The organism is Vibrio toranzoniae (assembly GCF_024347655.1).
Taxonomy (GTDB): domain Bacteria; phylum Pseudomonadota; class Gammaproteobacteria; order Enterobacterales; family Vibrionaceae; genus Vibrio; species Vibrio toranzoniae.
Window position 1 is genome coordinate 18,060 of sequence record NZ_AP025515.1, and the last position, 21,893, is coordinate 39,952.

The following is a 21,893-nucleotide window of genomic DNA, read 5'->3' on the forward strand; positions in this document are numbered from 1 at the left end:
TTGGAGTCATGTTATGTTTCAACACTTCTTTTCGGACTACCTTGTTAAACTTCAACAAACGAACCAGCAATGGTGGGAAAGCTTTGAACAAAACAAGGAAGCCGCGCAATCTCCCCTCAATCAAGCGATGCAAGAATTGAACTTTGATGATGCATCAAAAATCTTCGAGCAAGCCGCCAACCAACCCGCCGTTCTACTTCAGTTACAATCTCAATGGTGGGAACAGCAACTTAAGATCTGGCAGAATGCCGCGCTGATGGGCAACACCGAGAGTGTGATAGCCGAAGATCGTAGCGACAAGCGCTTTATTGATGAAGCGTGGAAAAACGACCCGTTCTACAGCTTTATCAAACAATCCTATTTGTTATTCAGTAAAAGCTATATCGACACCATCAACTCGATCGAAGGTATTGACGAAAAAACCAAAGAGCGAGTGGCGTTCTTTTCTCGTCAGGCAATCAATGCACTTTCTCCAAGCAACTTTATTGCGACTAACCCAGAGTTGATGAAACTGACGCTTGAGCGAAATGGTGAAAACCTTCTCGATGGGTTAGAGCAGTTACAAGCAGACGTTGAAGCAAGCGCCGATATACTCAAGATCCGCATGACCAACAACAACGCCTTCCGATTGGGTGTGGATGTTGCGAATACCGAAGGTGATGTTGTCTTTCAAAACGAGCTGTTTGAACTGATTCAGTACTATCCCAAAACACCTCAGGTGAACGCGACGCCTTTGTTGATCGTTCCACCGTTCATCAATAAGTACTACATTCTTGACCTTCGTGAGAAGAACTCGATGGTGCGCTGGTTGCTTGAACAAGGGCACAGTGTGTTCATGATGTCTTGGCGTAACCCGGGTGAAGCGCAAAAAGACCTCGAATTCGGTGACTATGTCACGGAGGGCGTTGTTAAAGCGGTTACCGCGATTGAAGACATTACCGGTAAAGAGCAAATCAATGCCGTAGGTTACTGTATTGGTGGCACGGTGCTGGCCTCTACGGTGGCTTACTACGCTGCGAAGCGCATGAAAAAGCGCATTAAAACCGCCACTTTTTTTACTACTTTGTTGGATTTCTCTCAGCCGGGTGAGGTTGGCGCGTACATCAACGAAACGATCATTAACGCGATCGAGAAACAGAACGACGCGAAAGGCTATATGGATGGTCGTTCACTGAGCGTGACGTTTAGTTTGCTTCGTGAAAACAGTCTGTACTGGAACTACTACATTGATAACTATCTCAAAGGCAGCAGCCCGATGGAGTTTGATCTATTGTATTGGAACAGTGATAGCACTAACGTAGCCGCTAAATGTCATAACTTCTTGCTGCGTGAGCTCTACCTTGAAAACAAACTGATTCAAGACAAAGGTGTGAAAGTGGGCGGTGTTTGGATTGATTTGAATAAGATCAAAATACCAAGCTACTTTATTTCAGCCAAAGAAGACCATATTGCTTTGTGGCAGGGGACTTATCGCGGCGCATTGAATACGGGTGGCAACAAAACCTTTGTGTTGGGTGAGTCTGGGCATATTGCTGGTATTGTTAACCATCCAGACAAGAAGAAATATGGCTATTGGGTGAATGACAGCCTAGACGACTCTGCTGACGAGTGGCTAGCGAATGCAAGCTATAGTGAAGGCTCATGGTGGTCACATTGGGATCAGTGGTTACAAGGCTTTGAGGCTGACGAGAAAATTGAACCTTTTAATCAAGGATCTGAGCTTAACCCTGTGATTGGCAAAGCGCCAGGCAACTATGTAAAACAAGTGCTGCCGATTGTCGATAAAGAGCAGGTTGATACAGAGACCGCAGAGAAAGAAGCTTAGGGTGTTAAATCACTTTCAATAATAGAGATATACAACGTCAGATAATAAAAAAGCCACTGATTTCAGTGGCTTTTTAGTGTCAACTTATCTCAAAACATAATTGACATAAGTTGACGCAATCTCGATTCTTAATCGATTTCTTTATCTTTACCCATAGATAAAATCCAAAGAGATACGGCTGCTACACCTGCGAAACCACCAAGAATGATCACTGGCATCGCACTGTAACCCAGGATATGCCAAATTACGCTCTCTAAAGTACTCATTCAATCGCTCCTTATTGCCAGCCTTCAACGCCATGCATGTCTGGTAGTTTATGTGCAATACCTTTGTGACAGTCTACACATGTTTTTTCACCAGAAGCTAGCGCAGTCGAGTGTTGTTTCGCACTACGAGGGCTCTGCTCTGAGAAGTCCATGTAATCGAACTGGTGACAGTTACGACACTCAAGTGAATCGTTCTTTTTCAATCGAGCCCATTCGCGTTCCGCTAGGTGAGCACGACGTGCTTTGAACTTTTCTTCGGTGTTGATGGTTTTTGCAATAAAGTGTGCGTATAGCTCTTTAGATGCTTGAACCTTACGAACAATCTTATCTGTCCACTCATGAGGCACGTGACAGTCTGAACAGATTGCACGAACACCAGAACGGTTAGAGTAGTGAATGGTCTCTTGGATTTCAGCAACGATAGGTGCGTGACAGCCAGAACAGAACTCTTCCGTGTTGGTTGCCTCCATACCCGTGTTGAATGCACCCCAGAACAAAAGACCACCCGAGAAACCCAAGAACAAAACAACGCCTACGGCTGCTTTACTTGGTGTCGCGAGTCTTTTCCAAAACGCTTTAAGTAATTTTATCATATATAGCCTCTCTTACAGTCCGGCTACGATTAACGCAGTGAATCTACAGGTTTGAACTCGTTCTCAACTAGTGGCTTAGCATTAGCTTGAGGTACGTGGCACTGTAGACAGAAGTAACGACGAGGTGATACGTCTGCAAGTACCGCATCTTCACGGTTCATGTAGTGAGTTACACTCACTTTAGTCGCACCCATTTCTTTTGCGTTTTTCCAGCTGTGGCAAGAAAGACACTTGTTAGCGTTAAGAGAAACTTCATAGCTACGAATAGTATGAGGCACTAGAGGTGGTTGGTATACGTAGTCACTCTCAAGTACTTGGTCACGAGGGAACTTTTTGAAGTCATCTGCTGCGCGAGTTGCTTCAAGTTCACTTGCACCACGTAGAGATTCTACGCCACCAATGCCGCCTGGGTTATCCAGCTCAGCTTCAGCTTGAACTGCACCAGCTAGCAAAAGACCAGCTGATAGTAGGGCAGTAATCAGTTTTTTCATGGTTAATTTCTCCGCCTAAAGGCTAATTCTTTGAGTGGACTACTTCTTTCAAAAAGTAACGAAAAAAGCAGTCGCAATATTAAATACGTCAGATCTACGAGCTAAGTGGTAAGAACATATTGTCCTTAAGCGACCTTAGTGATCTTAACTGGACACTTCTTGTAATCCGTCTGTTTAGACAGAGGATCCGTTGCATCCAAGATCAACTTATTGATCAGAATTCTTGCATCAAAGAATGGTACGAATACCAAGCCTTGTGGTGGACGGTTACGGCCGCGAGTTTCAACACGAACGCGTACTTCACCACGTTTATTTTCGATAAGAACTTCATCACCACGACGAAGGCCACGAGCTTTAGCGTCAGCAGGGTGGATGTAACAAAGTGCATCCGGTACTGCTTTGTAAAGTTCTGGTACACGACGAGTCATAGTACCTGTATGCCAATGTTCAAGAACACGACCAGTACATAGCCACATGTCGTATTCATCGTTTGGTACTTCAGGTGGTGCTTCGTATGGTGCGTTGATGATCAGTGCTTTACCATCTGGCTTACCGTAGAAGTCCCAATCAGAACCTTTCTTCGCGTATGGATCTGAACCTTCTTTAAAGCGCCATAGTGTTTCTTTACCGTCAACAACAGGCCAGCGTAGGCCACGAACTTGATGGTAGCGATCGTATGGTGCTAAATCGTGACCGTGGCCGCGACCAAAGGCTGCGTATTCTTCGAATAGACCTTTTTGAACGTAGAAACCTTGAGCTTGTGCATCGTCGTTAAGCTCTTGAGCTTCAGACAGTGGGAATGCATCAACGTTGCCGTTTTTGTAAAGCACGTCGTACATCGTTTTACCACGATGCTCCGGTGCTTTAGCAAGAAGTTCTTCGCCCCAAACTTCTTCAACAGTGAAGCGTTTAGAGAATTCCATGATTTGCCATAGGTCAGACTTAGCTTCACCTACGGTTTTCACTTGTTGGTACCACGCTTGTGTACGACGTTCTGCGTTACCGTAAGCACCTTCTTTCTCAATCCACATTGCGGTAGGAAGGATAAGGTCAGCCGCTTGAGCCGTTGCTGTTGGGTACGGGTCTGAACATACAATGAAGTTGTCTGGGTTGCGGTAACCTGGCAGACGTTCAGTGTTGATGTTTGGACCCGCTTGCATGTTGTTGTTACACATTACCCAGTAAGCATTGATCTTGCCATCTTTAAGCATACGGTCTTGAACAACAGCGTGAGCACCTGGTTTAGGTGGAATAGTCCCTTCTGGAAGTTTCCAGATGTCTTCTGCGATCTTACGGTGTTTAGGGTTCGCAACCACCATATCTGCTGGTAGACGGTGAGAGAATGTACCAACTTCACGAGCAGTACCACACGCAGATGGTTGGCCTGTTAGTGAGAACGGACTGTTACCTGGAGTAGAAATCTTACCCGTTAGAAGGTGGATGTTGTACACAAGGCTGTTCATCCACACACCACGAGTATGTTGGTTCATGCCCATTGTCCATAGAGACATCACTTTGATGTTTGGATCTGCGTATTGCTTAGCCAGCTTGATAAGGTCATCTTGAGAGACACCTGACATTTCAGAGGCTTTCTCAACGGTGTATTCAGCAACAGAAGCTTTGTACTCTTCGAACGTAATTGCCGTCATTTTTCCCGAGTTAGGGTTCGCAGCGGCTTGCTGTAGTGGGTCGTCGTCACGAAGGCCATAACCGATGTCTGTCGTTGCTTGCTTGAAGTTCGTGTGCTTGTTCACGAAGTCCCAATTCACCGCATCGTTTTGAATGATGTAGTTAGCAATGAAGTTAGCAATTGCTAGATCTGATTGAGGTTCGAAGATGTAACCCGTGTCTGCAAGCTCGAAAGAACGGTGGTAGTAAGTAGACAGTACGTTTACTTTAACGTGTGGGTGGCTTAGACGACGGTCGGTAATGCGAGTCCATAGTACAGGGTGCATTTCTGCCATGTTTGAACCCCACAGTACGAATGCGTCTGCGTGTTCAAAGTCATCGTAACAACCCATTGGCTCATCGATACCGAAAGTACGCATGAATGCGCCTACCGCTGAAGCCATACAGTGACGAGCGTTTGGATCGATGTTGTTTGAACGGAAACCCGCTTTCATCATCTTAACGGCTGCGTAGCCTTCCATCACGGTCCATTGGCCTGAACCGAACATACCAACACCTGTTGGACCGTTCTTCTTAAGAGAAGCTTTCCATTTCTCAGCCATTACGTCGAACGCTTTATCCCAAGATACGGGGGCGAAGTCACCATCTTTATGGAATTCACCATCTTTCATACGAAGAAGAGGTTGTTCTAGACGGTCTTTGCCGTACATGATTTTTGAAAGGAAGTAGCCTTTGATACAGTTAAGGCCTTTGTTTACTGGTGCTTCTGGGTCGCCTTGAGTCGCGACCACTTTGCCGTTTTGAGTACCCACTAGTACTGAACAGCCCGTACCACAAAAACGACAAGGCGCTTTATCCCACGTGATTTTTGTTTGATCAGAGCTAGCAATCAGGTTGGTTGCGGTTGCTGGTAGTGTTACACCTGCAACGGCTGCCGCTGATGCAGCTGCGTTTGCTTTCACAAACGCACGTCTTGTCATTTTCATACTTCACCCTCAAGTTGAGAATTGTTGCTTCCAGTTTCTAAATCCGTTTCTTCTAGTCCAGTTTCGATTTGGTGATAAACCAAAGCTGTCCCTAAAACGTTCTTAATGTTGTTTATTGCTTCGATGGTGTCCGTTACAAAACCTTGGTTTTCGGTTTCTAGGACCACGATGATTTTGCCTTCAGGGCTATCTCCGTAGATTTCAGCGTTATCGAATTGCTCGATCTCTGCTTTGATCTCATTTAGATGCTCAGGGCTCACATGCACGACTAAACTTGATATATGCACTTCATTTAGTGCCATAAATTGCTCTCGTTATTTTTATTTATGCATTACTCACAAGAATAGCTGAGGTTGGGCAAACTGCTACGCAGGCCCCACAACCGCTACACTCATTTAACTTGATCTTTGGTAGAGCAACACTGCCGGCTCTAAGTTGAAATTGAATAGCCATGGGTTCACACATGTCACCACAGCTTCGACATTCAACATTTTGTTGCGCTAAACACTGATCGGAGATCTGTGCTTTTGCTTGCCAAGGCTTTTCATGCTTTGGCTTAAAAATGGGTTCAGGACAAATGTCTGCACACTGATAACAGAAGGTGCATTCATCGATAGAAAAGTCGACAGTAGGGAATCCACCATCGCCCACAATGATTATCTTAGTTTCACAGCTCTCGATACATTTACCACAGCGAGTGCAGTCATCTGCAAAGCTTTCTAGGTTATTAATCCAAGGCAAACGAATCTGACTTGAGTCAACCTTTCGTCTAGAGAATAGACGTCGTTTTGATAGATCTACCACTAAATACCTATAGATGTTGCTAATATGTTGTAACTGTAGGTCATTGTTTCATTAATATCTTGTCATTAATCCTCACAAGTAGTGTAGTTTTAGAAACAATTGTATAAATACCCCCTAAGGGCTAATTGGGGGGATATATTGTCTTAGATCAATAAATTACGAAGCGAGTGATCACATATTGAATGGAGCTATGATATTTGATGTGTGACAATATCATTTCGCTAGCTAGTTATTTATAAATAGGAAGACTCTTTTGCTTATAAAACCGGTTTCATCTGTCACTAGTACAATAGCGAAATCATTGCTATTTATACTGCTGTTGTCGGTTGCGACTACTGGCTTTGCCATCTTTACTTTGGCTTCAAGTTTGAATGATGCGGAGGCGGTTAACGTCGCTGGTTCAATGCGTATGCAGAGCTACCGCTTAGCCCATGATATTCAAATAGAATCAGTTGATTATGATTCTCATATTCACGAGTTTGAGCGATCGCTTTACTCTCCATCTATGACCAAGTTGGTCAGTTGGAATGTTCCTACGGACATCACAGAAGATTATTACTTGATCATTGGGCGTTGGCATGAATTGAAGCGTGTTTTGAATAGCGAAGATCGTAAGCACTATTTAGTGTTAGTCGAAAACTTCGTGAACGAGATAGACCATTTTGTTTTCAAGCTTCAACAGTTCTCAGAGAATAAGCTGATAAAATTAGCGTGGGCTGGTGGCGTAGGGCTAGGTGGTATTCTCGTCATATCTCTTTTTGTTGTTCACTTCGTACGTAAACAAGTTGTTAAACCTCTCCATGCGTTAGTTGGAGCAAGTCAGCGAATAAAGAACAGTGACTTTGAGGTTCAGTTGGAAGTGACGAACAGCAATGAACTCGGTATTTTGACCAAAACGTTCAACTCAATGGCCAAAGATTTGGGGGGTGCTTTATCGAAATCTTGAAGATGTCGTTGATGCCAAAACAGTTGAACTGCAAAATGCCAATCAATCATTGCAGGCGCTCTATTATTCCTCACAAGAACTCACAGTGACGCGTATTGCCCCAGAAAACTTTAGAGCGATCTTACAACACTTAGCTAGCCTTGAAGGAATCGAATCATTAAGGTTAGAAATTGTTGATAATTCAGGCCGGTCACTGATTCTGGATGAAGGTTACGACTCAAATTGTAACTATGAAAAATTTGAGATGAAGTTGGATGATAACGAACTGATTTTGGGTTATTTATATTGTGCATATCATCATGGGCACTCAACAAAAACTTTGATTGAAAGCTTTATTCAATTGCTATCGCGAGCGATCTATTATAATCGTGCTCAAAAGAAAGCTGAGCAGCTTATCATTATGGAAGAGCGTGCAACGATAGCGCGTGAACTACACGATTCATTGGCCCAATCTCTTTCATATTTGAAGATTCAAGTCACTTTGTTAAAGCGTGTTGTTAGCAAATTACCTGAACATAAACACAGAGAGCAGTCAGAACAGATAGCCTCTGAGATAGGGGTTGGTTTAGCTAATGCCTATACTCAACTTCGGGAGCTGCTCACTACATTTAGGTTATCTATCAAAGAAGGTAGCTTTGGAGATGCTTTGGGTACGATGCTCGAACAACTCAATGAGCGTACCGATGCGAAGATTAATTTAACCAATAATCTTTCATCTATTGAACTTGATGCTCATAGTCAAGTTCACCTGCTTCAATTGATTCGTGAGGCAACAATAAACGCCATAAAACACGCCAATGCAGGCTTAATAGATGTATGCTGCATAAATGAAAATGGTGAAGTATTAGTTGTGATTAAGGATAATGGAGATGGCTTTGATCCCAGTAGTTCTAAAATGAACCACTATGGAATGAGCATCATGCAGGAGCGAGCGGCAAGACTGAATGGCGACTTAACGGTTGAAGCAGCAAAGGGTGAAGGCTGTACAGTCATATTAAAATATAAAATTTTGAAGGAAGTTCAAGTTGACGATTTGTAAAGTAATACTGGTTGATGATCATCCATTGATGCGCAGAGGTATAAGCCAATTACTGAGCTTTGAAGATGAATTCGAAGTGATTGCGGAAGCAAGCAATGGCACTGAAGCGATCGCTCTTGCTCATGAAGAAGAACCTGATTTGATCCTGTTGGATCTCAATATGAAGGGGATGTCAGGGCTCGATACTTTAAAAGCGCTTCGTACTGATGGGTCGAGCGCTAACATTGTTATTTTAACTGTCTCGGATAGTCCTGCAGATATTGAAGCTATAGTAAAAGCAGGTGCTGACGGTTACTTGTTGAAAGACACTGAACCTGATGAATTGATTGAGTTACTTAAGCAAGCGCATAGTGGCGACAAGGCCTACAGCGATGTTGTTGCTCGCTATTTGAGTGATACCGTCAGTCGTAAAGATATCTTCGATCAGCTGACTGAACGTGAAATGCAGATCCTTCAAGAAGTCGCAAAAGGTTATCGTAATAAGCAGATCGCTGATCATTTGTTCATTTCTGAATCGACGGTTAAGGTACATATGAAGAGCCTACTGAAAAAGCTACAGGTGCCTTCACGTACCGCCGCAACCGTTCTTTACCTAGAACGTTACGGAGAAATGAAGTAGGGCTTATTCCTTTGAAATTAAACTATTTTAAGCCGTACTGCTTAGTTTCGATGCCTAATTTACATGTGATCGCTTTTGTTGAAATCAGAACGCGAAGCTAAATAGATAAAAAGAGACACAAAAAAGCACTGACCTTATTAAGCTCAGTGCCTTTTTATTTAAGCATTTTATATCGGTACTGTGGTTCGAATCACTAAGCTGTTGCTCTTACGAAAGTTGGGTTTACGCCGTCATTGGAACCAATACCAGCGTACCGAAGATAACCGTAATAAGACCACAAATTACGGGTACAGAAGTACGTTTAACGACTTCGAATGGACTAATTTTACCCATACCAGATGTAGCAACAACCACACCAGATACTGGAGATATGGTACGGCCTAAGTTAGACGCTTGGAGCATTGGGATAATGAGGAATGCTGGGTTCAAGCCCATCTTAGCTGCCAGTGATGGAGCCAGTTCTACGAAAGCATAGAAAGGTGCGTTACCAGAGCCGGTCGCGATAGCCGCAGCAACCGTTAGGCCCGTTAGGATAAGCATTAAGGCAATACCGCCAGCACCTGCCGATTCAGCAAGGCCGATTAGGTTATCAATCGCACCTATAGACATTAAGCCTTGAGCGAACACACCTGCCGCAACCAAAAGCATTACCACGCCTTTAAATGCTTCTGCCATACCTTGATAGCAAGAGTCTAGGTCTTCCAGTGTTTTTTCTCCGTCGAATTTCTTAACAACGTAATCGATGAGCGCACCTACGAAGATAGAGCCAACTACGATGGTGTAGATATCAAGTGAAAGCCCCGGAATAGTGCGGCCGTTGAATAGGAAGACACCGATGATAGGTAGAAATGGTAATGCAGCGTAGAAAGCGGGTGCTGTTGTTTCGATTTCAGAAACGTCTACTTTTTCCATGGGTGTATTTTCTTTCTTATCTAGGTACTTGTTCCAGAAGAAAGCTGCAGCAGCCATCACGATGATTGCACAGATAGACACTGGTAGTACCGTTTGAACGGCAAACACATCTAAAGACATTCCGGATTTTTCAGCGGCAATAACAACATCACCAGATGTTGGTGAAAGTATGATTGCCGCAGGTGATGCACAAACCGCGACAGCTGCTGGGCGAGAGATACCCATTGCTGTCATCATTGGAAATAAGGTCGCCATCAACAATACCCCCAGACCTGTTGCCGAACTGACAGCAAGTGACATCAAACAAGCTACAATGTAAGCCGCTACTAGCAGTACATAAGGAGATTTGATCACAGCAAGCGGTTTAGAGAACTGTTTCACTACCACGTTGTTGGCGCCGATGTGTGTCATGTAGGAAGCAAAACCACACAAAAGCATGATCTGCATGCCTAGGCCGCCACCTCGATATTGGAGCATGTACTTAACGAATTCTAGTGAGTCGGTAACCACATTACCTGTTGAAGCGACTTTAGCTGGTAAAACAGTATGGCCAATAAGGCCAGTAATAAGAAGTAGGGCAAGGCCAGCAGTCAGTAATACACCCGCTGCTTTATAGCCTTTGACGATAAAGTAACCAACAGCGATGGTAATCACGAATCCGATCAAGAGCTCTAACATAGAAATCTCCGCAAAGTTTAAAAAATATAAGAAAGTGTTTCAGAATATGACTGTGAATGTACAGAAAACTGCGCTGTGGCACGAGGTATAGTTGAGGTTGGTATGATCTAAAACAAACATTTTTTTCGATGTTAATTCTGGTTATAAATCATGAATGACTAGTGTTGTTTAGATGTTAATTGGTGTTTCTCTTTAGTTTAAAGAATATAGAACGGATCACTTTAAAGCATTTTGTAGGTGTGATAAACGAAGTCTATAGAATTTGAGAAGCTTTGAGGCAAAAGCATAAAACATTGCGATAAATACATTTAATTAATTTTAGTCCCTAGTGAGTTAGCCTGTGTTGATGAACAAGCCGTGTCGTCTATGTGTACTTGGTTACGACCATTATGTTTTGCAGCATACAGAGCCTCGTCAGCCCGCTTCATCCAAGTATCAATTTCTTCATTAGAAATAAGCTCAGCAATACCAATACTCAAGTTAATTTGACAAGGTGCTGAATTTCGCCCTGCCGAAACCAGGTTAGAGAAATGCTTCACGATATCATTTGCCTCTTTTTTTGAAGTATCAATCAGCAAGAGTAGAAATTCATCCCCACCAAGCCTAAATAAAGTATCACTTTTTCGTGTGTTGGCCTTAATTGTATCCACCACTTCTTTAATAATTTGATCCCCTACATCATGACCGTACAAATCATTGACTTGCTTAAAATAATCAATGTCAATTATTGCTATAGAAGATTGACTTGGCGACTGTTGATTTGGCATCTTCTTATCGGCTGCGTTTTGTAAAAATGTCTCCAGTTGATAGCGGTTAAATGCGCCAGTTAAAGAGTCTTTGGTAGACAGGTTACGAAGTTCATGTTGCAACTTACGAATAGCCTCAATGGCAAAGTGAGAGATGAAAGAGCAACAAAGCAGCGCTAAAAAAAAGCGAAGGGTAATCGAGAGAGGTTGATGCTGTAAAGCCACCATGCTTGTCCCTAGGATAATAATACCATTGGTGGCAATAGCTAAACGTTGAGGGATAACAAATACAATGGCTGTGATGATTGGAAATACCCAGTACGTTGCAAGAGTTCCAAATATATCCACACTTAAAATAATCGAAAATGTAATAAGAGTTAGTGGGATCAAATGACCAATTATTTTTTTATGGAGGTATAAGGCGACATAAACTTCAATCAACAAGGTAGCTAAAAAAGAGAGTAAAATTAAAGCGAGAAAAGCTTCACCAATAACAAAATTCTTGATGATCAATGGTAAGAAAGTGAGCATTGCAACTAACACAATAAACTTCAATACTCTTCTTTTATTATGCAAATCGAATAGAGCATCGGTGTTGCTGTCAAACATGAACTTACGTCTATTCATACCAAAATACCTTGTTATATTATTCGTTGGTAAAGCAATAGTATGTATTAATGCAAACGTGCACATGGACAAAACAATCGCTCTTGAAGCTCCGCTCGAACCCAGATGAATATCGTGTCAGCATCTACTTTTAGTTAAGCGTATTACGAGTCATATCACAATCATTATGTTGTCTATACTCTGAAGTTGAGAAATAACAGGGATCATTAATAGATGACTTAAGGCCATTCTTGGCGTCTTAAAGCCTAGATATAAAGATGGTGAGGCGAAGATGAATACAGATTCAGCAGAACATTGAGATATCTGTATTCATGTAGAGTACGATTCTACAGGTACTAGCATTTATAGAATCGTCATTGACGGGCTTAAGGCTGATAGCATTCGGTAATGCTCATAAAAAAGCCCTCATAGCAATATGAGGGCTTTCGAATAATAAGCAAACAGCTCTGTTATTGGTATGTTAAGCGCATTGTTTTAGCTTAAGCGTATTGCTCAACCGTCATCGCCCAATTTTTCTTCTGCTGTTCGAAGTTCATTTTAATTTGCTGATAACGAACTTTAAGTACAGAGTGTTCGTATTTTTTCACCACGTCTTCGCGTTTGCTTTCAAGTAACTGCTTTTTGACTGCGTAGTATTCGTTCATGTTTGATACCAGTGCGTCGAACTCTTTTTGAAGCTTGTCTGCAATTTGCTGTTTGTCAGCGCGGTGCATGATTTTCTGTTGCGTCCGCTTCAGTAACATTGACGCTTCAGCTTTCTCAATGCGGGCTTGAGGCGTTTTCTTAAGCTTGCTTGCTAAGCCCATCAATGAAGCACTCTTAATCAACCACTTTGTTGGATCGTATTGCCACCAATAAATACCATTACGATAGTCATTCTCAAAGATGTGATGGAAGTTATGATAGCCCTCGCCAAAAGTAAGGACAGCAAGTACACCGTTGTCACGTGCTGTATTTTTATCAGTAAAGGGTTGGCTACCCCAAATGTGAGCGAGAGAGTTAATAAAAAATGTGGTGTGGTGGTTTAGTACCAAACGAACCGCACCCACAATCAATAACATGCCAATTACATCACCGTAAACAACGCCAAGAGCGATAGGTACGCCGAAGTTCATTAATAGTGCCAGCAAAATATAATTTTTGTGTTGCCACATTACGATCTTGTCTTTCTTCAAGTCACGACAGTTTTCGTAATCTTCATACATTGATGTGTTGTAGTTACGAATCATCCAGCCGATGTGTGAATACCAAAAGCCACGTTTTGCTGAATATGGGTCTTTGTCGTTGTTGTCAACATGCTTGTGGTGAACACGGTGGTCTGAAGACCAGTGTAGAGCGCTGTTCTGTAATGCAAATGCACCACCCAAAGCAAACAGAAATCTTAGGCTTGAATGTGCTTCAAAGGCTTTATGTGACCATAAGCGGTGGTAACCCGTCGTAATTGAAAGATTACAGAACGTAAAACAGATCGCCAGCCATATCCAGTGCTCCATACCATAGCCAAAAAAGTAGCCATAAACGGGAGCCGCGACAATAGCAAGCAGCATACTAAAAGAGAATACAAAAATATTAAGCCAGATTAATGGTGGCTTTTTTGTTGATGGTGTGTCGGCACTATTCATTAGTAAATGTCCATTGGGCTTACATCTGTGCGCTAGAATATCAGCGCACACGTGTAAGTCAAGATTGAAAGTGTAAACGTGTATTAGTATGTTTTGCTTAAATATTGTATAAAGGTAGTGTGAAATGTAGTAGCAAGTCATAAATGGAAGTACTAAGGGCTAATAAATGGAAATTAAGGTAGCTGAATATAAAGATTATGAACGAATCGCCCAATTACATGCGGATAGCTGGAAGCTATATTACCGTGGCATTCTCGCTGACGATTACTTAGAAAGTGACGTTTTAGAGGACAGATCTGTTATTTGGCAGACTCGTTTGATCAACCCTCCTTTTAACCAACATGTTTTATTGCTTGAAGAGGGCGGTTTACTGGTTGGTTTTGTCTGCGCGTTTGGTAATCATAACTTTGAACGTGGCACGTTCATTGATGCATTACATGTAGACAATAATTATCGTGGCCGGGGCATAGGTAAGCGTTTACTGTCTGAACTATCTAAGTGGTTGAAGCAATATTACTCGGATTCAGGACTTTACCTAGAAGTGATGTCTGAAAACCACCAAGCCATTGCATTCTATGAAGCGATTGGTGGTAAAGAAGAGCTGGAACAAGTTTGGAATGCACCCTGTGGTAGCCAAGTGAATGAAAAAATTATTTCTTGGGAGTCGCCACAAGATCTTGAACAGAAAACTGCTAGTGTCGTTTATTCTTAAGCGACTTTTGCGTAGGCAACTCTTATCTTAAAATGAAGCGTGACTGGATTAGATAAAGCCCCAAACCTGCTAGGTTTGGGGCTTTCTCGTTTAGTGATTATCTTGCGTTTTTGTGATTGAAAACGGCAGGTTTTATAGACTTTTCAGTATCTAATTGAGATTGATGACCTGAGAGACGACATTCACGCTCTATCGAATATAGAGCGTGAATACGTTAGAGGCAGGTTGACTAACGTTTGTTCTTCAAGTAGCGCTTACGACGTTCTTCTTTCTTCTTAATTTGTTGTTCGGCTTTTAGAGCAGCAGCTTCTTCAACTTCGACCAGCTCTTTGGTGATCATCTCCGGTAACTCTAGAGTGACTTTACCTAAAGTACCGTTACGCAGTTCGTGAAGTAGAATTTCAGAACATTTGTGAAGGTCGATATGACCACCTGCACGAAGTGCACCACGCTTACGACCAATCGCTTCCATCAACTCGATGTCAGACTCTGGCAATTCTTCGATTTGGTAGCGTTCTTTAAGTAGGTTCGGGTACTGTTTCGCTAAGTATTCAACCGTATAAAAAGCAACTTCATCGTATTCCATTGCTGTATCTTTAACAGCGCCCGTTGCTGCTAGGCGAAAGCCACTGTGTGGATTTTCTACTTTAGGCCAAAGGATCCCAGGAGTATCTGAAAGGATCACGCCGTTTTGCAGGTTAATGCGTTGTTGGCGACGAGTCACTGCCGGTTGGTTACCCGTTACCGCGATTGTACGTCCAGCTAAGCAGTTGATGATGGTTGATTTACCTACGTTAGGGATACCCATGATCATCGTGCGAATGTTTTTACCCATCTGTTCACGGTGCGGTGCTAGCTTACGGACTAGCTCCATAACATGGTTAACTTCTTCTTTAACGCTGGTGGTAATTGCAATCGCTTTAACACCTTGCTCTTTCTCGAAGTGCTCAATCCAACGCTGAGTCAGCTCAGGATCCGCAAGGTCACGTTTGTTCAACACTTTTACACAAGGCTTATCGCCGCGCAGTGAAGAGATCATTGGGTTTTCACTACTGAACGGAATACGAGCGTCCAGTACTTCGATAATCACATCAACCTGTGGGATAACTTCTTCGATTTCTTTACGGGCTTTATGCATGTGACCCGGAAACCATTGAATTGTGTTGTTAACCATTTGAAAATATTGCCTTTTTATTGAGTATCTTTGCTGGGGAAATAGTAAAAACTAAGCGAGGATGATATAAGAATCTATCCATGTCTGACTTTTCCAGCGTTTATAGTGAGATTTTACCACCATAAATGCGTTGTCGTCGTAAAAATTTAGTTGTATTCACATTTTGGTGGTAGTTGTACGTATAGGGATTGCCATTGGTAAGCGTCTAAACTGTCAGCCAAGTCATATTTTGGAATACTCACCCAATAATGAGAGTTGGTCGATGTAAAGAGCGATAACACGCGATATTGAATAGTGAAGTGAACAAATTCAGAGCAAAAGTGATCTGGTTTTGTTATGACTAATCTCTCTTTTCTTAACATTATTAATTGTTGTTTTTTACAATTAACTCAGAATGACGCAATTCCACGCGCAACGCTAGATTGCCGGGAACCAAAATAATTACAAAAATTGCCTTACTGGAAGAAACATGAAAATCAAACCACTCCCGCCTTTAAATAGCTTGGTGGCATTTGAAGCATCTGCTCGGCACTTAAGCTTTACCCTTGCGGCAGAAGAGCTCAACGTGACACAGGGCGCAATAAGCCGCCAAATTCGTCAACTGGAAGAGTACCTTGGCAAAGCCATGTTCACGCGGGCAAACCGCAGTATCAATTTAACGCCAACTGGTCTGCAATATTACCAATCGATCAGTCACTCTTTACTTGATATTGCGCAGGTCACCGGAGAAGTTAAAAAATGGCAAGGAGAGCAAAAAATAACGGTCGCGACGACTAATGCGATGGCCGCCTTATGGCTGCTACCGAAAGTGGCAGAATTTCAAAATGAGCATGATGATATCGATATCCGTATATTGGCCTCAGACAATATTCTCGATTTACGACGCTTAGATTGCGATATCGCACTGTTTTATTGTCGTACGCCTCCGGCCGAGATGGAAGTTACTACGCTCTTTTCTGAAGAAGTTTTTCCTGTGTGTAGTCCTCTTTATATGGAAAAGATCGGTAACCCGAGCGAAGCCGAAGAGATCTTCAGTAAAACCTTACTCTATTTGGAAGAGTCCCAGCGAGATTGGGTGAATTGGGAGCAGTGGTTCAGCGGCGTTGATTTACCTAACATGACGCCAAGAAATCGTATGAATATCAATAATTACCCGATGTTGTTACAAGCAGCGATCAACGGCCAAGGTATTGCTTTGGCTTGGGGATCGTTGGTAGACGACTATCTGCAAAGCGGCGCGTTAGTGAGACCGGTCGAACACGTACTTTCAACGCCTTCAAAATTTTCTATGCTAGAGCCCAAAGGAAGAGGGTTAGTGCCCGCCAGTGTTAAACGTTTTCGTGAATGGTTGCTTCACCAATTGCCGGACGAAGTGGGTGATAAGGGGTTAGTGTAGTTAATGTGTTTAATGAGAAGCAAAAAAATGAAAAGCGGGAAGAGCTCTTCCCGCTTTGTTGTTGAATGATGTGGTTTCAGTCGGCGTTGCTCTAAGTCAGAGCCGGTTTTTGTTCTAAGTCACTGTCTTGTTCTGATTTAACCTTAGGTTGTGGCATCGCGCCAACCTTCGTTTCAACCATTGGTTCTACAGGGCCATCCAGCTTATCTTCCTCTGGGTGAACGTGCTCAGGAAGCATCGCCCAAGGCTTAGGCTCGCGTCGAATGCTATGGAACAGCGTTAAGCTCATTACCGAGATGAAGATCGCGATAGGGAAGCCCGCAATAATAGAGGCAGTCTGCATTGCTTTTAAGCCTCCCGCATACAGCAGTACGCCAGAAATTGCCGCAATCATAACGCCCCATAGTACACGAATGGATTTGGGTGGCTCGCTGTCCCCCGCGGCGTCTAAAGTACACAGGACCAATGTTCCAGAGTCTGCAGAGGTAATGAAATAGGTCCCAAGAAGCATACAAGCCAGCACACTTAGCAGTTTACCGAACATACCTGTGTCTAGATTATCGAACATGGTAAACAGTGCTCGCGTTGTATCGGCTTTGGTTGCCTCTAGAATCGGACCTCCAGTGAATGGTGCAGGTGCGGCTTGACCGGCTTCTTGTGCGGCAACCACTTGTGCTTCGTGCGCCACACGTGCATCTTGCTCCACTTTCAATGCTGCGCCGCCAAAGACAGAAATCCATAAGAAAGTGATTAGCGTTGGAACAATTAAAGCACCGCCAATAAGTTCACGAATAGTACGTCCTTTCGAAATCCGCGCGATAAACATACCCACGAACGGTGCCCAAGTCATCCACCACGGCCAGTAGTATGCCGTCCACCAGTTTTGCCACCCTGAGTCATTCTGTGTGTCGCTCCATAGGCTCATACCGACAATATTCTGCGCATATAAGCCGGTACTTTCTAGTAGAGTATTGAGAATGTAGCGCGTTGGTCCGATGTAAAGCACAACCAGAACTAGCATAAGTGAGAGCAGCATATTCCATTCTGATAGACGGCGAATTCCTTTACCCACGCCAGACAAAACGGACGCTACCGCACAAGTACATAAAGCCACAATAATGAATAGTTGTGTACCTAAACTGATACCTAAGCCGAAGGCTTGATTCAGGCCAGAGTTAATTTGAATAACCCCCATCCCTAAGGTTTGTGAAATACCGAATGCGGTCACCGCAACCGTCAGGATATCTACGGTATGACCGATTGGGCCGTAAATTCGGTCACCGATCAAAGGGTGCAGAATAGAGCGGAGTGTAAACGGCAAATCTTTACGGTAAGAAAAGTAAGACAACGCGAGCGCAACAATTATAAAGACCGACCACGGGTGCAGGCCCCAGTGGAAAAAAGTCAGTTTCATTGATGTTGTGGCAGCTTCATTCGTTAACCCTTGTGAAAATGGGTTATCGGCGTAATGCCACATCGGTTCAGCGACAGACCAGAAAATCAGGCCTATCCCCATACCGCCAGAAAACAACATGGAAATCCAAGATAAGTAGCTAAACTCTGGCTTTTCATCGTCTTTACTCAAACGAATATGACCGTAACGGCTGACCATTAGGTAGATAAGAAACCCGACAACTAAAGAGACGAGTCCGATATAAAACCACTTCATATTCTGCAAAAGAATACCGGAAATAGTTTCAAAGTACTGACCCGCTTGGTTGGCGAGAATGGCACAGAAAAGTACAAAACCGATGACAACGATCTTAGATGCGATCGTCACAGTTGGGTTGAGTCCTTTCAATATCCCTGATGTTGCTCTCATAGGCGTCCCTCACATTACTTTTGTTAGTTGTGTTATTGGTTGTTGCTTTATTGTTAAATTTTGAAAGAGAGTAGAGAGTGCTTAGCGCCGTTTCAACTGATTAATACTCATCGGTTGATGAGTATTAATCATGCAAACAATAACCTTGTTTAATTATGTAGTTTTTGTTGCCCAGGAATAATACATGGATGACAAAAACTCATCCAAGCCCTCCGAAAAAGTCGTTTGTTTGTTGCGGTTTTGTTAATCAATATTGGCATCACTAACACAACACGATGTTGTACGCACTGGATGCAACTCGACTTTCGGAGATAAGAATATGAGCAATGTCAACCAAACCATTATTCCTGTTGAACTTGTTGATAAAGTACTAAACCCAATCAGCGAAGCGACAGGGATGCCAAACGAAGCCTACACAAATGCTGAGTACTTTACGTTTGAGCGTGATCAGGTGTTTGGTAACACATGGGTATGTATTGGTTTTGCCTCGGACCTTCTTAAAGATGGCTACGTGATGCCAATAGACTTCATGAACCTACCACTATTAATGATGAGAAACCGTCAAGGTGAAGTTCAAGTATTCCACAACGTGTGTAGTCACCGTGGTATGAAGCTGGTTCATGAAGCGGGTGAGGTGCAAGGCATGATTCGCTGTCCTTACCATTCATGGACTTATGATCTTGACGGCAACCTAAAAGGCACGCCACATATCGGCGGTATAGCGAAGCATAAAGATGACCGCTTTAAATGTGAAAAGCACGGTCTGAAACCATTGCGTTCAGCGGTATGGATGGACATGGTTTTTGTCAACCTGTCGGGTGATGCAGCAAGCTTTGAAGAACATATTGCACCGTTAGAACAACGTTGGCAGACATTCTTGGGTAAAGACGGTTTGGGCCTTCTGCGTCGTGTCAACATGGGTGGTAACTTAGAAATCGAAGTGAACAGCAACTGGAAGCTAACAGTGGAAAATTACTGTGAAGCGTACCACCTGCCTTGGGTACACCCAAGTTTGAATAGCTACTCGCGTTTGGAAGATCACTATAACATCATGTTTGACGAACGTTTTGCAGGCCAGGGCAGCCTTGCATACAACCTGTCTGACACGGCGGGTACGCATCTTCCAAAATTTCCTAGTTGGCCAGAAGACAAACTACGCCATGCAGAATACGTAGCGTTATTCCCGAATGTGTTACTTGGCATTCAGGCCGACCACGCCTTTGCGATGATGATCGAACCAATTAATGCCGACAAGAGCATTGAGCACCTTCGCGTCCTTTATGTCGGCGACGAAGCAACCAAAGATGAATTTGCCGCTTGTCGCACTGCCACCGTTGAATCTTGGCGTGTGGTATTTGGTGAAGATATCGGTGCGGTAGAGGGCATGCAGCAAGGTCGCTATTCACCAGGCTTCGGTGGTGGCGTGTTCTCACCTGAAATGGATGTCCCAACTCACTTCTTCCAAACATGGTTAGCGAAACAAGTCAAAACGGCAATGGAGCAGTAATATGATGCATTACCTCAATTATATTGACGGTGAATGGTGCAATTCCGAGCATTCACTTATGGTCATGAACCCAGGCACCGCAGAAGCTTACGCGACAATTGCAGAAGCGACTATTGCCGATGCAGATCGAGCAATGGCAGCTGCTCGCCGAGTGGTTAATCAAGGTATTCTGTCGGACATTCGTCCTGCAGTAAGAACAGAATGGATGCTAAAAGCGGCCGTGGCGATTCGTGAAATGGTTGATGAAGGTGGGCTCGTTGCCTGTCGTGAAAATGGTAAATCTTTGCAAGATGCTAAAGATGAGTTTTTAGAATCGGCACGCTACTTCGAATACTACGCGGGTATGGCAGACAAGCTGGAAGGAACGTCGATACCACTGGGTAAAGACTATGTCGATTTCACTCAGTACGTTCCGTTTGGCGTTTCTGTGCAGATCGTACCGTGGAATTTTCCGGTATCGATTTGTGCTCGTTCCTTAGCACCAGCATTAGCTGCGGGTAATGCTGTGGTTATTAAGTCGCCTGAGATCTCACCACTGGCCATGACGTTACTGATTAAAGCGATTGAAAAAGCGGGCTTCCCGAAAGGCACGATTAACCTGCTGTGTGGTAAAGGCTCTGTAGTTGGTAGTCATTTAGTGCAGCACCAAGAGGTCGATCAAATCGTATTCACAGGCTCGGTACCGACCGGCCAACGCATCTTGAAAGATTCAGCGCAACGCGCCACACCATCAGTGATGGAGTTAGGTGGTAAATCTGCCGCTATCGCACTGAAGGATGTAAACCTTGAAACACTACTGAAAAGCGTTCAGGTCGGTATTTTCTTCAATGCGGGCCAAGTGTGTTCAGCGATGTCTCGTTTATTGATCCAAAAAGAACGTTATGAAGAAGTGAAAGCGGCTGTAGTCGAAATGGCCCAAGGCCTGACCATTGGTCAAGGTGAAAGCCAGCCAGATCTCACACCGCTTGTCTCTGCTGATCAACAAGCGCGTGTGCTTGAAATGATAGCGCAAGCGAAAGCTGACGGCGCGAAGATTCTTACTGGTGGCTACGTACCGGATCTATCGGGCTACTTTATCGCTCCGACGGTGATTGAAGCCTCGCCGGATATGCGTATAGCGCAAGAAGAAGTGTTTGGCCCTGTGTTGGTGGTTACATCGTTTGAAACCGAGCAAGAAGCCATCGAGATCGCGAATGGCACTGATTTTGGTCTAGTGGCTGGTGTATTTGGTGAAAAGCTAAACCAAACAGTACGTGTGGCGCAGCAACTTCGTGGTGGGCAAGTGTTCATCAATGAATGGTTTGCTGGTGGTATTGAAACACCATTTGGTGGCGTGGGTTTGTCCGGCTTTGGACGAGAAAAAGGACAAGAAGCGATTTATAGCTATGTCCAGACGCGCAATATTGCCATTCGTTTACAGCAAGACGGCGACGTATAACTACTGTGTCATTTGATTTCATTACCTCGTACCGGCTTGGATTTCAGACCACAAGATCGGA

The 21,893-nt window shown here is 43.6% G+C and carries 17 protein-coding genes and 1 pseudogene; 7 read left to right on the top strand and 11 right to left on the bottom strand.

All coding sequences use genetic code 11. The features are described 5' to 3' along the window. The first annotated feature begins 13 nt into the window (after positions 1 to 13). On the top strand, positions 14 to 1,825 hold the full coding sequence (gene phaC / locus OCU50_RS14565; protein WP_060469636.1) for a class I poly(R)-hydroxyalkanoic acid synthase: 1,812 nt from the start codon (positions 14 to 16) through the stop codon (positions 1,823 to 1,825). 128 nt (positions 1,826 to 1,953) lie between these two features. Here the strand turns inward: phaC and OCU50_RS14570 are convergent, their stop codons facing one another. From OCU50_RS14570 to napF, 6 genes are all read right to left on the bottom strand, one after another. Then, on the bottom strand, positions 1,954 to 2,091 hold the full coding sequence (locus OCU50_RS14570; RefSeq protein WP_010430103.1) for a TIGR02808 family protein: 138 nt from the start codon (positions 2,089 to 2,091) through the stop codon (positions 1,954 to 1,956). Positions 2,092 to 2,102: 11 nt separating this feature from the next. Continuing rightward, on the bottom strand, positions 2,103 to 2,684 hold the full coding sequence (locus OCU50_RS14575) for a NapC/NirT family cytochrome c (protein ID WP_009845456.1): 582 nt from the start codon (positions 2,682 to 2,684) through the stop codon (positions 2,103 to 2,105). A 29-nt stretch (positions 2,685 to 2,713) separates the two neighbouring features. Beyond that, the gene (locus tag OCU50_RS14580; RefSeq protein WP_017062614.1) at positions 2,714 to 3,175 is read right to left on the bottom strand and encodes a nitrate reductase cytochrome c-type subunit; all 462 of its coding nucleotides are present in this window, start codon (positions 3,173 to 3,175) and stop codon (positions 2,714 to 2,716) included. A gap of 125 nt (positions 3,176 to 3,300) precedes the next feature. Beyond that, positions 3,301 to 5,790, bottom strand: a complete 2,490-nt coding sequence (gene napA, locus OCU50_RS14585) for a periplasmic nitrate reductase subunit alpha (RefSeq protein ID WP_060469637.1) — start codon at positions 5,788 to 5,790, stop codon at positions 3,301 to 3,303. Continuing rightward, entirely contained in the window at positions 5,787 to 6,092 is a 306-nt protein-coding gene (locus OCU50_RS14590; RefSeq protein WP_017058194.1) for a chaperone NapD, read from the bottom strand. The genes napA and OCU50_RS14590 overlap by 4 nt, the downstream gene beginning before the upstream one ends. Before the next feature lie 22 nt (positions 6,093 to 6,114). Then, positions 6,115 to 6,594 (bottom strand): ferredoxin-type protein NapF, encoded by a 480-nt coding sequence (gene napF, locus OCU50_RS14595; RefSeq protein WP_060469638.1) that lies wholly within the window; start codon positions 6,592 to 6,594, stop codon positions 6,115 to 6,117. A 253-nt stretch (positions 6,595 to 6,847) separates the two neighbouring features. Between napF and narQ the strand changes: the two are divergent. Then, positions 6,848 to 8,579 (top strand): annotated as a pseudogene (narQ, locus tag OCU50_RS14600) (nitrate/nitrite two-component system sensor histidine kinase NarQ). Further along, the gene (locus OCU50_RS14605; protein ID WP_046223521.1) at positions 8,566 to 9,198 is read left to right on the top strand and encodes a response regulator; all 633 of its coding nucleotides are present in this window, start codon (positions 8,566 to 8,568) and stop codon (positions 9,196 to 9,198) included. Before narQ ends, OCU50_RS14605 begins: the two are co-directional and overlap by 14 nt. Positions 9,199 to 9,420: 222 nt before the next feature. Here OCU50_RS14605 and dcuC read toward each other — a convergent pair whose 3' ends face one another. The 3 genes from dcuC to OCU50_RS14620 all read right to left on the bottom strand — a co-directional run bounded on the left by dcuC (position 9,421) and on the right by OCU50_RS14620 (position 13,783). Beyond that, a complete protein-coding gene (dcuC, locus tag OCU50_RS14610) occupies positions 9,421 to 10,788 on the bottom strand; it encodes an anaerobic C4-dicarboxylate transporter DcuC (protein WP_017058198.1) in 1,368 nt (455 codons plus the stop codon). Between the two features lie 308 nt (positions 10,789 to 11,096). Beyond that, positions 11,097 to 12,161, bottom strand: coding sequence for a GGDEF domain-containing protein (locus OCU50_RS14615; protein ID WP_060469639.1), 1,065 nt, complete (start codon positions 12,159 to 12,161; stop codon positions 11,097 to 11,099). Positions 12,162 to 12,640: 479 nt separating this feature from the next. Beyond that, positions 12,641 to 13,783: an acyl-CoA desaturase gene (locus OCU50_RS14620; RefSeq protein ID WP_060469640.1), complete on the bottom strand. Its 1,143-nt coding sequence runs from the start codon at positions 13,781 to 13,783 to the stop codon at positions 12,641 to 12,643. 166 nt (positions 13,784 to 13,949) lie between these two features. On the opposite strand from OCU50_RS14620, the gene OCU50_RS14625 reads away from it, so the two are divergent. Beyond that, positions 13,950 to 14,495, top strand: a complete 546-nt coding sequence (locus tag OCU50_RS14625) for a GNAT family N-acetyltransferase (protein WP_060469641.1) — start codon at positions 13,950 to 13,952, stop codon at positions 14,493 to 14,495. Between the two features lie 229 nt (positions 14,496 to 14,724). Here the strand turns inward: OCU50_RS14625 and ylqF are convergent, their stop codons facing one another. Then, positions 14,725 to 15,669, bottom strand: a complete 945-nt coding sequence (ylqF, locus tag OCU50_RS14630; protein WP_060469642.1) for a ribosome biogenesis GTPase YlqF — start codon at positions 15,667 to 15,669, stop codon at positions 14,725 to 14,727. A gap of 469 nt (positions 15,670 to 16,138) precedes the next feature. Here ylqF and OCU50_RS14635 point away from each other — a divergent pair, with 469 nt between their 5' ends. Continuing rightward, on the top strand, positions 16,139 to 17,065 hold the full coding sequence (locus OCU50_RS14635; protein ID WP_060469643.1) for a LysR substrate-binding domain-containing protein: 927 nt from the start codon (positions 16,139 to 16,141) through the stop codon (positions 17,063 to 17,065). 91 nt (positions 17,066 to 17,156) lie between these two features. On the opposite strand, the gene OCU50_RS14640 is transcribed toward OCU50_RS14635, so the two are convergent. Then, on the bottom strand, positions 17,157 to 18,887 hold the full coding sequence (locus OCU50_RS14640) for a BCCT family transporter (RefSeq protein ID WP_060469644.1): 1,731 nt from the start codon (positions 18,885 to 18,887) through the stop codon (positions 17,157 to 17,159). Between the two features lie 319 nt (positions 18,888 to 19,206). Here OCU50_RS14640 and OCU50_RS14645 point away from each other — a divergent pair, with 319 nt between their 5' ends. Together OCU50_RS14645 and OCU50_RS14650 are read left to right on the top strand one after the other, a co-directional pair. Further along, positions 19,207 to 20,394 carry an aromatic ring-hydroxylating oxygenase subunit alpha gene (locus OCU50_RS14645; RefSeq protein ID WP_060469645.1) on the top strand — a complete coding sequence of 396 codons (1,188 nt, stop codon included), beginning with the start codon at positions 19,207 to 19,209 and terminating at the stop codon, positions 20,392 to 20,394. A gap of 1 nt (position 20,395) precedes the next feature. Next, positions 20,396 to 21,832 carry an aldehyde dehydrogenase family protein gene (locus OCU50_RS14650; RefSeq protein WP_060469646.1) on the top strand — a complete coding sequence of 479 codons (1,437 nt, stop codon included), beginning with the start codon at positions 20,396 to 20,398 and terminating at the stop codon, positions 21,830 to 21,832. Positions 21,833 to 21,893: the final 61 nt, after the last annotated feature.